Source organism: Pontibacter diazotrophicus (genome assembly GCF_003367245.1).
Taxonomy (GTDB): domain Bacteria; phylum Bacteroidota; class Bacteroidia; order Cytophagales; family Hymenobacteraceae; genus Pontibacter; species Pontibacter diazotrophicus.
Genome location: NZ_QRGR01000020.1, coordinates 125810 through 139943, shown reverse-complemented (window position 1 = coordinate 139943; position 14134 = coordinate 125810). Strand labels below are relative to the sequence as shown.

The 14134-nt window shown below is 46.7% G+C and carries 17 protein-coding genes; 10 read left to right on the top strand and 7 right to left on the bottom strand.

Annotated elements, in window-relative coordinates:
* Positions 1-332 precede the first annotated feature (332 nt).
* From DXT99_RS17810 to DXT99_RS17785, 6 genes are all read right to left on the bottom strand, one after another.
* Complete coding sequence (locus DXT99_RS17810; protein ID WP_115566932.1) at positions 333-863, bottom strand: carboxypeptidase-like regulatory domain-containing protein; 531 nt, start codon at positions 861-863, stop codon at positions 333-335.
* An 11-nt stretch (positions 864-874) separates the two neighbouring features.
* Positions 875-1831, bottom strand: a complete 957-nt coding sequence (gene ftsY / locus DXT99_RS17805; protein WP_115566931.1) for a signal recognition particle-docking protein FtsY — start codon at positions 1829-1831, stop codon at positions 875-877.
* 110 nt (positions 1832-1941) lie between these two features.
* Complete coding sequence (locus DXT99_RS17800; RefSeq protein ID WP_089319827.1) at positions 1942-2094, bottom strand: DUF4295 domain-containing protein; 153 nt, start codon at positions 2092-2094, stop codon at positions 1942-1944.
* A gap of 2 nt (positions 2095-2096) precedes the next feature.
* Positions 2097-2285 carry a 50S ribosomal protein L33 gene (rpmG, locus tag DXT99_RS17795; RefSeq protein ID WP_115566930.1) on the bottom strand — a complete coding sequence of 63 codons (189 nt, stop codon included), beginning with the start codon at positions 2283-2285 and terminating at the stop codon, positions 2097-2099.
* A gap of 475 nt (positions 2286-2760) precedes the next feature.
* Positions 2761-3000, bottom strand: coding sequence for a 50S ribosomal protein L28 (gene rpmB / locus DXT99_RS17790; RefSeq protein WP_115566929.1), 240 nt, complete (start codon positions 2998-3000; stop codon positions 2761-2763).
* A gap of 134 nt (positions 3001-3134) precedes the next feature.
* A complete protein-coding gene (locus DXT99_RS17785) occupies positions 3135-3308 on the bottom strand; it encodes a DUF5522 domain-containing protein (protein ID WP_220273403.1) in 174 nt (57 codons plus the stop codon).
* A gap of 157 nt (positions 3309-3465) precedes the next feature.
* On the opposite strand from DXT99_RS17785, the gene DXT99_RS17780 reads away from it, so the two are divergent.
* The 9 genes from DXT99_RS17780 to DXT99_RS17740 all read left to right on the top strand — a co-directional run bounded on the left by DXT99_RS17780 (position 3466) and on the right by DXT99_RS17740 (position 9824).
* Positions 3466-3780 carry a hypothetical protein gene (locus tag DXT99_RS17780; RefSeq protein ID WP_115566955.1) on the top strand — a complete coding sequence of 105 codons (315 nt, stop codon included), beginning with the start codon at positions 3466-3468 and terminating at the stop codon, positions 3778-3780.
* A 146-nt stretch (positions 3781-3926) separates the two neighbouring features.
* Positions 3927-5168, top strand: a complete 1242-nt coding sequence (gene rocD / locus DXT99_RS17775) for an ornithine--oxo-acid transaminase (protein WP_115566928.1) — start codon at positions 3927-3929, stop codon at positions 5166-5168.
* Positions 5169-5409: 241 nt separating this feature from the next.
* Positions 5410-6381, top strand: coding sequence for a porphobilinogen synthase (hemB, locus tag DXT99_RS17770; protein WP_181885160.1), 972 nt, complete (start codon positions 5410-5412; stop codon positions 6379-6381).
* Between the two features lie 229 nt (positions 6382-6610).
* Positions 6611-6949: a DNA binding protein gene (locus DXT99_RS17765; protein WP_115566926.1), complete on the top strand. Its 339-nt coding sequence runs from the start codon at positions 6611-6613 to the stop codon at positions 6947-6949.
* Between the two features lie 126 nt (positions 6950-7075).
* Positions 7076-7615 carry a hypothetical protein gene (locus DXT99_RS17760; protein ID WP_147294248.1) on the top strand — a complete coding sequence of 180 codons (540 nt, stop codon included), beginning with the start codon at positions 7076-7078 and terminating at the stop codon, positions 7613-7615.
* A 150-nt stretch (positions 7616-7765) separates the two neighbouring features.
* Positions 7766-8269, top strand: coding sequence for a YkgJ family cysteine cluster protein (locus DXT99_RS17755; RefSeq protein WP_115566924.1), 504 nt, complete (start codon positions 7766-7768; stop codon positions 8267-8269).
* Positions 8270-8501: 232 nt separating this feature from the next.
* Positions 8502-9011 carry a hypothetical protein gene (locus DXT99_RS17750; RefSeq protein WP_115566923.1) on the top strand — a complete coding sequence of 170 codons (510 nt, stop codon included), beginning with the start codon at positions 8502-8504 and terminating at the stop codon, positions 9009-9011.
* A gap of 85 nt (positions 9012-9096) precedes the next feature.
* Positions 9097-9435, top strand: coding sequence for a hypothetical protein (locus tag DXT99_RS17745; protein ID WP_115566922.1), 339 nt, complete (start codon positions 9097-9099; stop codon positions 9433-9435).
* A 164-nt stretch (positions 9436-9599) separates the two neighbouring features.
* Entirely contained in the window at positions 9600-9824 is a 225-nt protein-coding gene (locus DXT99_RS17740) for a hypothetical protein (RefSeq protein WP_115566921.1), read from the top strand.
* A 131-nt stretch (positions 9825-9955) separates the two neighbouring features.
* Here the strand turns inward: DXT99_RS17740 and DXT99_RS27085 are convergent, their stop codons facing one another.
* The gene (locus tag DXT99_RS27085) at positions 9956-10132 is read right to left on the bottom strand and encodes a hypothetical protein (protein ID WP_181885159.1); all 177 of its coding nucleotides are present in this window, start codon (positions 10130-10132) and stop codon (positions 9956-9958) included.
* Positions 10133-10160: 28 nt separating this feature from the next.
* Here DXT99_RS27085 and DXT99_RS17735 point away from each other — a divergent pair, with 28 nt between their 5' ends.
* Complete coding sequence (locus tag DXT99_RS17735; protein ID WP_115566920.1) at positions 10161-13937, top strand: S8 family serine peptidase; 3777 nt, start codon at positions 10161-10163, stop codon at positions 13935-13937.
* Positions 13938-14134: the final 197 nt, after the last annotated feature.

Genomic DNA, 14134 nt, shown 5'->3' with positions numbered 1-14134 from the left:
TTCAGAAACCTAAAGTATAAATATTCAAAGCGCTTGCAGTACTACACTTTTAAAGAATCACTGCATTGAGATTGCGAACAATTTAGCACTTACCCTATATATATAACAAACTATATTGAATAAAAATATTGCATATACAGGAGTTATCCTCCTTCGTATGCAGGCAGTTTATAAGAAATACCCGTTGTTTTGCTGTAGAGAGAAATAGGATTGACCAACATAGCCCTGGCACGTGAAGGGCGGAATTGGAAGCGTAAAGCTTTTAGGATAATGAAAAGAGGGAAATATCGTTTTTTACTCCCTGCGTACTTGAACAATAAGCCGGATTTGCATCAGTAGCTTGCAGCGTAATTGATAAGGAACTCTACAGTCGTTACCTGTCCCTCCTGCACCTCTACCGGGAAAATGTTATTCTCCCCATCAAAGAGGTTGGCATACAGTCCTTTCTCCTCTTTGGTGAAAAGGCTATACATGCCGGGCTCCAGGCTAACTGCAAAGTTGCCGTCAGCATCAGTCGCCACCTGGGTCACTAAATTAGTTTGAATGTTGGTGTGAAAAACACCCTCTATGGTTTTGGCTTGACTGCCATTGGTGAGTTCGTAAATATACACAGTGCGCTGCACACCTCTGCCTTTGCTTGGCGGCGCATCTGGCGAGGGCATTTGGTTGCCAGCCTGCCATATTACTTTGCCGACAATACCCTGCTCTATGGGTGCCTGTTGCGCCTGTGTGGCAGCGCCTGCAGTTTGCTGCGTATTCGGTTGCTCCATCTGTTCCTGGTTTTCCTGTGATTGAGAGGAGTGATTGGTGCCGTTGCAGGAAGAGAGCAACAGCGTTAGTGGCAGCAACAGAAGCTTAAGCATGGCATGAGGTTTTAGCGTGAAAAGAAAGACTCCACAAACTCCTGTTTGTCGAACAGTTGCAGGTCCTCAATTTTCTCGCCAACTCCTATATATTTCACGGGAATTTTAAATTCATCTGAAATACCAATCACCACACCGCCTTTGGCTGTGCCATCCAGCTTGGTGATGGCCAGGGCTGTTACATCGGTGGCTTTGGTAAACTCACGGGCCTGCAGCAGCGCGTTCTGACCTGTGCTGCCATCCAGCACCAGCAGCACTTCGTGCGGCGTGTCTTCTGTTACCTTCTGCATCACGCGCTTGATTTTGGCAAGCTCGTTCATCAGGCCTACCTTGTTGTGCAGTCGGCCAGCTGTATCAATGATCACCACATCGGCATTCATCTCCACACCTTTCTTTACCGCATCATAAGCAACAGAGGCAGGGTCAGTGTTCATGCCATGCGAAACCACCGGCACACCCACACGCTCTCCCCAGATAATGAGCTGGTCTACTGCGGCGGCACGGAAGGTATCAGCAGCGCCAAGCACTACCTTTTTACCTGCTTTGTGGAACTGGGCAGCCAGTTTACCGATGGTGGTTGTTTTACCCACACCGTTTACGCCTACCACCATGATCACGTAGGGCTTAATGCCCTCCGGTAGTTCAAAGTCAGCACCGTCGCCGGAGTTGTTTTCCTCCAGCAGTGCCGCTATCTCCTCGCGCAGAATACGGTCCAGTTCCTGGGTATTCACATACTTATCGCGGGCCACACGCTTCTCAATTCGGTTGATGATTTTCACCGTTGTCCCCACGCCCACATCGGCATGCACCAGGATTTCCTCCAACTCATCGAGCACATCTACATCAACCGTAGATTTACCGACAACTGCTTTGCTTAGCTGGCCAAAGAAGCTACTCTTGGTTTTCTCTAAACCTTTGTCCAGCGATTCTTTTTTCTTCTCTTTGCCGAAAAAATCGAAAATGCCCATACCGATGATTTTGTAAGGATGAAAAGCTCGGGTGAAACGGTAATATACTAAAAAAGTCCCACTGATGGGGACTTCTTCATGTAATCTATCTATACAGTAGAGTAGGCTTACTACTTCTTCAAGTACTCCTGCACTTTGTCTACAGGCACCATTTCTTCTTTAAAGCTATAAGCACCAGTTTTTGGAGACTTCACAGCTTTGATCACTTTTGCCCAGTCTTTACCTGTGGCGGTCTTTAGGGTTGCAACTACCTTCTTAGCCATGGTTATTTAATTTCTTTATGTACAGTTACTTTCTTCAAATTCGGGTTATACTTCTTAAGCTCCAGACGCTCAGTCGTATTCTTTCTGTTCTTGGTAGTGATGTACCTTGAAGTTCCAGGTATGTCAGTAGTCTTCTGCTCTGTACACTCCATAATAACCTGGATTCTATTACCTTTTGCTTTTTTAGCCATCTCTATTCGTAATTTTTTATTTGGGACTGCAAATATAAAAGCTTAAATCTCTAATTACAAACAATGTAAAATATTTATTGTGAAAGACTTTGCCGTCGCTTCACAAGTTTTACATGCATCCGTAACACGAACAGGATTAGCTTGGTTTCAGGAGAAAGCCACACAACACGTACGGCTTATAATCACCAACGCTTTATCAATCGAAAGCAGCGGCAAATTCCTGTCATCGCATGGTAAAACCAGGCAATAAAGGCTAAATCACCTTCCCCATGCCATCGCCTGCATGTGGAACGGTTCCTGAAATAAGAGATAAAACGGCAACGGAGCGAAGTGCAGCTATTGCTGTATCACCCCTCTCCGTTGCCGGTGAATTTTTATCTAATTGTCAGATGGCTTTCCGGAAGGATTGTTTTTCTGCCATGAGCCCGTATGGGTTAATAAGCGGCAACAACACAACCGGAGTGCGGCCTGAATGCTAGAACAGGATATGGCCTTGCTCTACTGCTTTCTTCAACACGGCAGAAATACCGTTCTTGTTGATTGTTCTGATTGCAGATGTAGAAACCTTAAGTGTTACCCATGCATCCTCTTCAGGGATGTAGAAACGCTTCTTTTGAAGGTTTGGATAAAACTTACGCTTCGTCTTATTATTAGCGTGAGATACGTTGTTACCTACGCGTGGTCTTTTTCCTGTTATGTCGCAAACTCGTGCCATCTTGTATTTTCTTCTTATTTATTTCAATAGGGGTGCAAATATCCTAAAAAGGATACAGAAAATCAAAGCTATAGCGAATATTTTTCCTGAAAATGTGTACAAAGCCGCTGCAATGCTGCTACAGGTAACAGATTTTATACTTTTTTCTGCTGCGCTGCATCCTGCTGCCCCTTCTTAAAGCCATAAGGACAGTGCTTACAACCGTTCTGGCAGCAGTAGCCGCGCTTCAGGTGGTATTTGGCAGTAAACACCATCAGCCCCTGCTCATTCAGGTAATAATCTTCTCCTTCTGTTAATCTCTGGCTCAAACTATACTGATATATTTGGTAAGTGTACAAATATCAGCAATAATAAAGCCGAAGCCAAAACCGGCATGCCCAACACCACCAACCTGTGCGCGTACGTTATAGTTCTATAGGCTATTAGCTGCCATCAACTTAACGCACAACCAACAACCAGATGTCTATGCCACAGTACAGCACCTTCAGCGAAGCCATCGCCGCCATGCGCGACCGTGGCTACATCCATACCTTTACCATCCAGAAAGGCCAGCTCTTCTGTCCTGAACTCAGCACCACTGTGCCGCCGGAGCAACTCACGCTGATAGAACGCCACGAAGTTCCCTCTCCCGACACGATTTCTGGTACACGCGAAGTGTTTGGCTTACGCGCCGGCGACCTGACGCTTGGGCTGATGACCAGCACCTATGGAGAGTATGACGCCGAAGGCTTTGAAGCTGTATTCAGACGTTTTAAAACAACAAAAGGGAAAGGCGCCTGAGCCCGACCCGGAGCTGCAAAGTTTTGAACCACACCCAGAATCACTACTTTTACAACAATAAAAGATAAAATCTGTAGTAAAAAAGACTGCAGGCTTTTAGCAAGCCCTGCACCTGAAAACTCCGGAAGAAACGAAAACCTAAAACTATGAACACGCTAACAATTACCTCCAGCCAACAGGCCATCGACACCGAGCATCAGTATGGCGCCCACAATTACCACCCGCTGCCTGTGGTGCTGAACCGTGGCGAAGGTGTATACCTCTGGGATGTGGAAGGAAACCGCTACTACGATTTCCTGTCGGCTTACAGCGCCGTGAACCAGGGCCACTGCCACCCTAAGATTATTAATGCCCTGGTGGAGCAGGCACAGCAACTCACCCTAACCTCCCGCGCTTTTTACAATGACAAACTGGGTGCCGCAGAGAAATACATCTGCGACTACTTTAAGTATGACAAGGCACTGTACATGAACTCTGGTGCCGAGGCCGTGGAAACAGCCATTAAGCTAGCCCGCAAGTGGGGCTACATGAAGAAAGGCATTGCGCCGCATAAAGCCGAAATTGTGGTGGTGGACCATAACTTCCATGGCCGCACGACCGGTATTATTTCTTTCTCCACCGACCCTGACTCTACCAAAGGCTTCGGCCCTTATATGCCGGGTTATAAAGTTATCCCTTACAACGATGTGGAGGCACTGCACCAGACATTTAAAGAGAACCCGAACATCTGCGCCTTTATGGTGGAGCCTATACAGGGCGAGGCCGGCGTAGTGGTGCCAGACGAAGGTTATCTAGCGAAGGTACATGCCCTGTGCAAGGAATTTAATGTGCTCCTGATAACAGATGAGATCCAGACAGGCATCGGACGCACCGGCAAGCTGCTGGCCAGCTATTATGATGATGTGAAAGCAGATATCCTGATACTTGGTAAAGCGCTTTCCGGCGGCGTACTACCGATTTCCTGTGTGCTGGCCGACGATGAGATCATGCTGTGCATACAGCCAGGAGAGCATGGCTCTACCTTTGGTGGCAACCCACTGGCTGCCGTAGTGGCCATTGCCGCACTGGAGGTGATTGAGAACGAACAGTTAACAGAGAATGCTAACAGGCTGGGTGAGCTGTTCCGGGAGCGCATGCGCCGCCTGATGACCAAACGCCCGGAGCTGGTAACGCTGGTGCGCGGCCGGGGCTTACTTAACGCTATAGTAGTGGAGCCTACCGCTGATGGCCGCACTGCCTGGGATGTATGCGTGGCCCTGAAAGACAATGGTCTGCTGGCCAAGCCAACCCACGGCGACATCATCCGGTTTGCCCCGCCCCTGGTGATGACGGAAGAGCAACTGCAGGAATGCTGCGATATTATAGAGGAAGTAATTATGGGCTTCTAATTTCAGAGGCTAGACTTTAGATGTTAGATGCTAGAGAATAAAGAAGGCGATGCTGCTCAGGCGGTGTCGCCTTTTCTATTTTTAACAGAAGTTGGCAACCCATGCGCGTGTGCACGTTTATAGTCTATAAAGGAACAGAGAGGTAAGCTTGGTCAACAATCCAGCAATTAAACATTCAACAATTAACCCGTACCTTTGCAGCAGTTTGATTTTGAACATTTTTCTGTAAAGCATTATTCTTATGAACAGAAGACCAAGACGTAACCGCCAGAACGAGGTAATCCGCAATATGGTGCAGGAAACAACCCTGAGCCTCCACGACTTTATTTTCCCTCTTTTCATTATAGATGGCCAGAACCAGCGCGTTCCCATCCACTCCATGCCAGGCATCTCCCGCTTCTCCATCGACACGCTGCTGGAAGAAATAGGGGCCTGCATAGACTTAGGCCTAAAGGCTTTCGCGCCGTTCCCGGGTATGCCGGAACAGCTCAAAGACAAGTATGCCACTGAGAGCCATAACCCCGACAACTTGTTCGCCAGAGCCATCAGAGAGGTGAAAAAGAATTTCCCGGACGTGGTGTTGGTAACCGATGTGGCCATGGACCCATACAGCTCCGACGGCCACGACGGTATTGTAGAGAACGGCGAAATCCTGAATGACGAGACACTAGAGGTATTGGGCAAAATGGCCCTGACGCAGGCGCAGGCTGGTGCTGATATTGTGGCGCCGTCAGATATGATGGATGGCCGCGTAGGGCATATCCGACGTGTGCTCGACGAGAACGGTTTCCAGAAAGTGGCCATCATGAGCTACACGGCAAAGTATGCAGGCGCTTTTTACGGTCCCTTCCGAGATGCCCTGGACTCCGCCCCTAAAATGGGCGACAAGAAGACGTACCAGATGAACCCGGCCAACAGCCGCGAAGCCCTGATTGAGGCAGAATTGGACACAGCCGAGGGCGCTGACTACCTGATGGTGAAGCCAGCCCTCGCTTACTTAGATATTATAAAGCTACTCCGCGAAAACTCGCACCTGCCCATTGCTGCCTATAATGTAAGTGGAGAGTATGCCATGGTGAAGGCGGCTGCCGAAAGAGGCTGGATAGACGGCGAAAAGGCGATGCTGGAGACATTGATCAGCATCAAGCGAGCCGGTGCCGATGTTATTCTGTCTTATTTTGCCAAAGAGTATGCCCAATACCTGAAGAAGTAAACTCACCCACTACAATAGTACTTTAGAAAGCACACCAGCCCCGGTTGGTGTGCTTTTGTTTTCTAGTGTATGCTGCTGTTCTAGAAAGTAAACAAGTAACTATACCTACTATTTAATCAATTATATATAGTACATTCGTTAGTGCGGCTCCGTTTACACAACACCCCTTGGGCGGCTAAACGAAATAACTCCGTTTATACAGTAGTTAGGGGCAATTAATACTAGTTAAATGAACAAAAAGCTTCAGTTAGTTTTATTTAATCTAGGACTAGCATTAGCAATTTTCGGGGCCTTGTATTGGTTTGGCCAAAAATGGGATAGGGATATTCAGGAAAGAATAGATACAGTTAACAAGGATTATAAATATGGAAAAGGAATAATCGCCGATTTATATTCATACAACGGACATAGTGTTGAAATTAAATACTTGGTTAGAAATAAAGAGTATGAATTTTCTGGAGGTTGGGACAAAAACCCAAATGCACTAGGAGAAGGAGACTCAATAAGACTTAGATATTCGACAGTAAAACCAGAACTGATAATATCTGAACTAGAAGATGAGTATTAGCAAATACTTAGAAAAATAATTGCCCCTAACATTATATAAATGTCACCCTTCGGCCGACGACCATGCGCGTCGTTTATACGAGGCCGTTGCAGTCATATTTAAGCTAAAAATTAAAAAACAAAAGAAATGAAAACTTCTTTACTTACTCTCATTATAGCTCTAGTTATTTCTTTCACCTGTAGTGGCCAAACAGAAAAAGGAACAAAAATGATAGGTGGTAGTGGATATGGTAGCTTCCAAGAAGGCTTTGATGTTACTCTGCCCCCTAACTTTGGTTACTTTGTAACTGATAATCTTGCTGCTGGGAGTGGATTGTCTTTAGTTTACAGCAAAAGAAATAACTACCGCAACATTGCCACTGGATTACAGCCCTTTGTCCGCTATTACTTTGGGCAGGATGCGCCTACAAGAGTCTTTGCACAAGCAAACGGCAATATCCTCTATGGCGGTGACAAAAGCACCTATGGGGAATCGGAGCAAAAAAACTCCTATAGACACCATAGCTTAGGTGCACGCCTAGGACTAGCACATTTCATTACAGAACAGGTTGGCTTAGAGGTAAAGCTACACTACAATTACAACTTTCCTGGTTCTAATCTTACCAGCAGTGCCTTTGGCTTTAGCTTTGGGTTTCAAATTCATCTGCCAAACTCTGCTTCTATGTAATTGTTTGGAGCAGATTTGCTTATTGTATAATAGAAACACGTCTGCCAACACTACCTATAGTGCATAAACGAACTATAGCCCAACCGTTGGCACCAGTTGAAGATGTCCTTTAAAAGAGTACACCAAAGAAGTGTTTAAATTCAGAAAATCATGAATGATTCAATAAATATTTGTTTGTCTTGTGGGTTTTGTTGTGACGGTACCGTGATTGGTTTTGTACAGCTCGGTCGTGAAGAATTGCCTGTATTGAGAGAATTAATAGATATTGATAATGCAAATGGAGAAGGTTTTTTTCTTCAACCCTGTAACAACTATTGTGATGGTTGCAATATTTATTCCAAAAGACCGAAACAATGTGCCAATTTCAAGTGCGGACTTTTAAAATCCCTCGAACAAAAAGAGTTGAATTTTGATTCGGCTATTGAAACAATCAATGTGGTTAAACAAAAAAAGATCGCTATAGAAAAAAAGTTAGCGCTACTACAGTTGAAACTACAATCCCAATCATTTTACTTTAAAGTGGTCGAATTGAAAAAGCTGTTTCAGAAAAACAAGCCTGAATCATCATTAACGCAAAACCATTTAGATTTAATATCGGACCTTAAGCAACTCGATAGTCTGCTGTCAAAAAAATTTGGTATCTCAATATTTTAACAATAAAAGATTATTGACTGAATAAAAAGGTTTTAGGTAATCACTTTTGTTAATGTTAGTTGAAAAACTCGATAACAACAGCTGCTAACACTGTATAAAATAATAACCGAGATAACTGTAAATCCAAGGTTTGTATCCCGCTTCAACTTTATTGTAACTTGACAGGAATAAAGCCCGCAACTGACTACTATTCTTATGATTTCCGCTGAAAAATTTAGTAATAGAGAAACCTATGAAACAACTTTTGTTCGTCCTGCTTGTCCTCTCATACTTCTGCTGTACCGCGCAGAACAGAAACAATGATAATTCTGTACTACTACTGAGTAAAAACGGAGCATCAAACCCAAGAGAGTTATCCATTAAACTTAATAAACAAATAGAAGTTAAAATGCTTGATGGCCGAAAGCTTACCTTAACCCACTACTCTTTGGTTGGTGACTCTGCTATTGCATTCTCAACGGACACACTTGCTTTAAGAGATATTACATCCATCAAAGGAACAGTCAAAGGGAATATTCTGAGAAAAGTCGGTGGTAACGTATTAGCTGCGGGTGCAGGTGCTTATGGAGCAGCCGCTGTGGCTTTAGGACTTGGAACAATGATGGCGGGAGGAGGCTTGCCTTTCTTTCTTCTTGCTGTGCCAGCTTTTGGTATAACATATGGAGGCTCAAAGTTGGCAGGGCCCAGGCGCTTCGACACATCAGAGAAGTGGACACTTAACATCTCTCCTAAGGTAGAATAAAAGCAATCGGCTACACTTTTACACTAACAATGCCAACTCATAACCAGCTTCGTTCGTCAATTCCTATCAATCAAAATCTAATTTAATGAATAAGAGCAAAAGCATTATATTAGCCTTAACCTTGGCTGTTACAGCATTATTCAGTTTCAAGCAGTACGAGCAAGCTGCTTCAAAAGAAACGATGACCGTCATCGTGTCAAATAGAGGTGGCAATATGCTTGTTAATATCTCGATAGCAGGAGATAGCAGTAGCTTTATACAAAAACGGGTTAAGGCTGAAAATGAACATGACTACTCTGGTGCACTTCAAATAATAAAGGCGCATCAGGATAAGGGATGGCAAATCAAGAACAGCAGCTATACAACAAGTATAGAGCCTGACTCCGACCAGGACTACTATTTGTACTTCCTGCTAGAAAAGTAAGCTGCATATACAACGCCTAAGTACATAGGAACTGTAGCTATGCTCTCAAATATGCCAGGCATTACCTATCATATTACGATGTTGGTTCTAAAGCTCAAAGGAGTGAAAGAGACCTTTTGCCAAAACACCGATTGATGTGAAGCGGCTAAGGAAAGACGATATTCATGTTCCACCTAAAGAGTTCTTTATGGGAAAACAACATCATGATGCCGGACCAGAAGCTGGCAGTAAATAAAATGCTGGAAGAAAATGTTAAAGTAGAAGTCATTGAAGGCAAAGGCATGCCCCAGATATGGCCGCTCCTTTCTGTTATGAGCGAAGCTAAATCCGCCTTAACAAGAATCGGGGCGATTATTCAGCATACCATAAACACAAATAAACACCTATAACAGGCTTGTATATAACAATTAGTGTAGGAGGGCCTCATACTTTTGCTGCCAAACAAAAGCGCCTGCTTGTAAAGCGGTAGCATACCAGGCATATCATAGATACATCCCATTCAGTAAACAGTATTTCAGGCTTAAAACAGTCCAAAAGCTAAAAACCAATCTTTCCTGAATTCACCTGAAAACACCTCCGCTGCCGCAACACCTGTCACGGCAAAACAAAAGCTAATTATCTTTCTCTCAAGGCTGTAAATTCTTTGCCTAAATGGAACGTCTTTGCCATTATCGCGCTTTTGATGTAACTTGAGCATAGTAAAACTCTACCCAACTTATTTGTTTATGAGAAGACTGAGCCTCTGGCTTGTTACCCTTGGGCTGGCAGCTGCTACTCCGGCACTTGCACAGCATGATGTTACGCGTATCCAAACCAATATCAAGGCCTTACAGCAAATAGCCGTAGCCGCGGAAAAAGATTATAAAGCAGACAAGGCCAGGGCAATTGAACTCGCGCATAAAAACGGTTGGGTTATCCAGAAGACCTACAAAGACGGCACTTATATATCCCTGCAAGGGCTTGACTCCAGGGGCATGCCTATCTACTATATTACATATAACAACTCACGTGCGGCTGCTACCACTAAAACAGACCAGCTTTGGGCAGGCGGTTCGCTTGGCCTGAACCTGAGCGGGGCCAGCAGTTCGGTTGTGTCCAAACTAGCGATGTGGGATGGTGGCCGCATCAGAGAAACACATCAGGAGCTTAAAAAACGGGTACAGCTAAAAGACGACGCGACCGAGGCCAGTGAGCATGCCACACACGTGGCCGGCACCTTAATAGCCAGTGGCATGAACGCAATGGCAAAAGGCATGGCCTACGGAGCCACTCTCCAGGCGTATGACTTTAACAATGATGAGGCGGAAATGGCCAAAGCAGCTGAAAAATTACTGGTGTCGAACCACTCGTATGGCTCCATTGCCGGCTGGCGTTATAACGATGACCGCGAAGGCACCGACGAAGATCCCAAATGGGAATGGTGGGGTGATAAAGACGTAAGTGCTACAGAAGACTATCGGTTTGGCTATTACGATAAGCAAGCTGCCAGTTGGGACAAGATTGCCTATAACGCACCGTATTACCTCATTGTGAAATCTGTTGGGAACAACCGCGGTGAGAGAGGCCCGGAAACGGGCGAACCATACTTCCAGCGCAAGAGCGACGGGAAGTTTGACTTAGTTACATCCCGGCCTGCCAACCTGAGCAGCAACGATGGCTACGATGTAATATCCACAGCCGGAAATGCAAAGAACATATTGGCAGTAGGTGCCGTTGCCCCTCTTTCGGATGGGTTTACCAGGGCAGAAGATGTCCTGGTCTCCACCTTCAGCAGCTATGGCCCGACAGATGATGGCCGCATTAAACCGGACATTGTAGGAAACGGTGTATCGGTGCTTTCCAGTTCTTCCAGCAGTGACCGCGACTATAAAACGCTGAGCGGCACTTCCATGGCAGCACCAAATGTTGCCGGCACACTGCTGCTCTTACAGGAGCATTATGCCAACCTGAACAGCGGTAAAGTAATGCGTGCCGCCACACTCAAAGGTCTTGCCATACACACCGCTGACGAAGCAGGAGCAACCAAAGGGCCGGATTATATCTATGGATGGGGACTCTTAAATGCTGAGCGGGCTGCTTCCCTGCTTTCCAACAGCAACGGCACACACCTGTTACAGGAAAAATCATTAGAGCAGGGGCAGTCGCAAACAATTGAAGTACGCGCTTCCGGCGCAGGACCTTTAAAGATTACTATTTCCTGGACTGACCCTGAAGGCAGCGTGACAACGGCAGGCGTAAAAGCTTTGAATAACCGGACCCCGCGCCTGGTGAACGACCTGGACGTACGCGTAGCCAGTGCAGGCACTACTTACCAGCCCTGGACACTGGACCCTGCGACACCCGACGCTGCTGCTAAAGCAGGCGACAACGTGGTAGACAACGTAGAGCAGATTCTGATTGAGAATGCGGTACCCGGAAAAACTTATACTATTACAGTTAACCATAAAGGTACGCTAACAAAGGGGCCGCAGGCATATTCGCTGCTCGTAAGTGGTGCAGGTGGTACAGCAGTTTGCGCCAGTGCCCCTACCTCCGATGCAGGCGCTAAGATAACGAGGTTTGCCATCGGCACCGAAGCTGTGACATCTAATGTTAATTGCACGACCTACCAGGACCTGACAAATAATATTTTTATTTTAGAGCCAGACCAGAATGCAACCCTGACGATTGCAACAGGCACCTGTGCCGCAGACGCGCCGAAGGTAGCAAAGGTGTTTGCCGACTGGAACGGTGATGGTGATTTTGAAGATGCAGGCGAAACAGTAGCTACTTCTGGTGTACTAAACGGAGCAGAAACCTTTACAGGCGCCATCAAAGCCCCCGCTACCGCTGTAGTCGGAAACAAAGTGCGCCTGCGCGTGGTGCTGCAGGAGACGCAGCAAGCTGCCAGCGTAACCGCCTGCGGCAGTTACAGCCGCGGCGAAACACAGGATTACCTCGTGCAGTTCTCGCAGCCAGGCAAAGACATCAGCGTAAACGCTGTCATGCCTATAGGGTCATCGCTTTGCGCTACCTCAGAGCAGACGGTGGCGGTTATCATCCGGAACTTAGGTGCAGTGGCACAAACCAATATACCTGTTACCATTAGTGTGCGTGAAAACGGAACAGAGGTGCAGCAGCTGACGGGTACCTATACAGGAACGTTAGAACCTTACGCAAAAGCAGAGTTGCTTCTGAATGACAGTTTTGCCACTGAGGCAGGCAAAACTTACGAACTGGTTGCACTTTCTAACCTGCCGGGCGATGCCGTAACAACGAACAACCGGATGCAACGCACCTTTACGGTGCCGGAGAACATGGCAGCACCTGTGAATGCCTCGGCAGCCCGCTGTGGCGAGGCCCCGCACTATACATTAACGCACGAAGGAGCAGGCACAATCTTCTGGTACAACTCCCCCACCGCCACACAGCCATTGGCAGCAGGCAACCAACTGCAGTTAGCTGCAAACAAGGTTCCCAACGGTAAGCTATATGCAGCTTATAACGACTATGAAGGCACAGTAGGAGCAGCCAACAAGTCATTTGCGACAGGCGGTGGTTACAATCAGTTTTCTCCGGATGTGCTTGTCACTACCAAAGCGCCTATGGTGCTTGAAACGGCGCGGCTCTACATTGGGCATGGCGGGAAAATAACATTTACGGCTTATGATGCAGATGGCTCCCCGGTTTCTTCCCGCACGTTGCAGGTTTCCCCGACACGTACCACCCCTGCTCCTGGGCCCCAACCAGACGATCCTGCAGACCAGGGCGCTGTTTACTACCTGGGGCTGGAGTTACCTGAGGCTGGCACTTACAATATTGCTATTTCTTACGAAGAGGGTGCTACCATCTTCCGGAACAATGCAGGTGTAAAAGGCTATCCGTTCGAGATACCGGATGTGTTCTCTATTACCGGTAACACCGCCACTAATTCAGACACTCATACATCACTGGACTACTACTACTATTTCTATGATCTGAAAGTGCGTGGTTTGGGTTGCAGAAGTGAGCGCGCAGAGGTAGAGATGGTAATTGGAGCGCCATTGGCGCAGCCAGTGGTTTCGCGTAGCGGGCAAGCGCTGGTATCAAGTGCGGCGGCGGGTAACCAATGGTTCCTGGATGGCAAGGCAATAGAAGGGGCCACAGGCAATGAAATAACTCCTGAGGCAAGCGGAAACTATACTGTTGTGGTCACAGCAAACGGCTGCGTATCTGAAGCTTCTGCTGCGCTGCGTTTTGACTTCGACACTTCTGAGCGTGGCGTCAGCGCCGAGTTAATGGCATTCCCGAACCCAAGCCAAAGCGGCCTGTTTAATTTCACACTGGAGACGCAGGGCACAGAAGACATTACAATCGAAGTAGTGGATTTAATGGGCAAGCAGGTATACACAGGTGAAGTAAAGCAGTTTAACGGCCAGTACAGAGGTGAGATTGACCTGAAAATGCATTCTTCCGGTATGTACGTTCTGCGTGTGCAGCACGGTGATAAGCTGCAAACGAAGAAGCTGCTCATACGCCGCTAAGCCATGTTTACATAAAACCAGAAAGAGCAGCCTGCACATACAGGCTGCTCTTTCTGGTTTTATACCGCATTGCCTAGAGTCCTTCCATAGAGTTTATTTGATTCTTCTTAGTTGGCACGGAGTGAATCTGATTCCAGTCTTTGGGTTGAGCGCCTTGTATTTGATGCGGTGCCGCACGCAGTGTGGCAGCCGAAGCA

What these genes read in the sequence shown, in the direction of transcription:
- DXT99_RS17810 (WP_115566932.1), bottom strand. Translation starts at nt 863, where the DNA reads ATGCTTAAGCTTCTGTTGCTGCCACTAACGCTGTTGCTCTCTTCCTGC.
- ftsY (WP_115566931.1), bottom strand. Translation starts at nt 1,831, where the DNA reads ATGGGCATTTTCGATTTTTTCGGCAAAGAGAAGAAAAAAGAATCGCTG.
- DXT99_RS17800 (WP_089319827.1), bottom strand. Translation starts at nt 2,094, where the DNA reads ATGGCTAAGAAGGTAGTTGCAACCCTAAAGACCGCCACAGGTAAAGAC.
- rpmG (WP_115566930.1), bottom strand. Translation starts at nt 2,285, where the DNA reads ATGGCTAAAAAAGCAAAAGGTAATAGAATCCAGGTTATTATGGAGTGT.
- rpmB (WP_115566929.1), bottom strand. Translation starts at nt 3,000, where the DNA reads ATGGCACGAGTTTGCGACATAACAGGAAAAAGACCACGCGTAGGTAAC.
- DXT99_RS17780 (WP_115566955.1), top strand. Translation starts at nt 3,466, where the DNA reads ATGCCACAGTACAGCACCTTCAGCGAAGCCATCGCCGCCATGCGCGAC.
- rocD (WP_115566928.1), top strand. Translation starts at nt 3,927, where the DNA reads ATGAACACGCTAACAATTACCTCCAGCCAACAGGCCATCGACACCGAG.
- hemB (WP_181885160.1), top strand. Translation starts at nt 5,410, where the DNA reads ATGAACAGAAGACCAAGACGTAACCGCCAGAACGAGGTAATCCGCAAT.
- DXT99_RS17765 (WP_115566926.1), top strand. Translation starts at nt 6,611, where the DNA reads ATGAACAAAAAGCTTCAGTTAGTTTTATTTAATCTAGGACTAGCATTA.
- DXT99_RS17760 (WP_147294248.1), top strand. Translation starts at nt 7,076, where the DNA reads ATGAAAACTTCTTTACTTACTCTCATTATAGCTCTAGTTATTTCTTTC.
- DXT99_RS17755 (WP_115566924.1), top strand. Translation starts at nt 7,766, where the DNA reads ATGAATGATTCAATAAATATTTGTTTGTCTTGTGGGTTTTGTTGTGAC.
- DXT99_RS17750 (WP_115566923.1), top strand. Translation starts at nt 8,502, where the DNA reads ATGAAACAACTTTTGTTCGTCCTGCTTGTCCTCTCATACTTCTGCTGT.
- DXT99_RS17745 (WP_115566922.1), top strand. Translation starts at nt 9,097, where the DNA reads ATGAATAAGAGCAAAAGCATTATATTAGCCTTAACCTTGGCTGTTACA.
- DXT99_RS17740 (WP_115566921.1), top strand. Translation starts at nt 9,600, where the DNA reads ATGTTCCACCTAAAGAGTTCTTTATGGGAAAACAACATCATGATGCCG.
- DXT99_RS27085 (WP_181885159.1), bottom strand. Translation starts at nt 10,132, where the DNA reads ATGCTCAAGTTACATCAAAAGCGCGATAATGGCAAAGACGTTCCATTT.
- DXT99_RS17735 (WP_115566920.1), top strand. Translation starts at nt 10,161, where the DNA reads ATGAGAAGACTGAGCCTCTGGCTTGTTACCCTTGGGCTGGCAGCTGCT.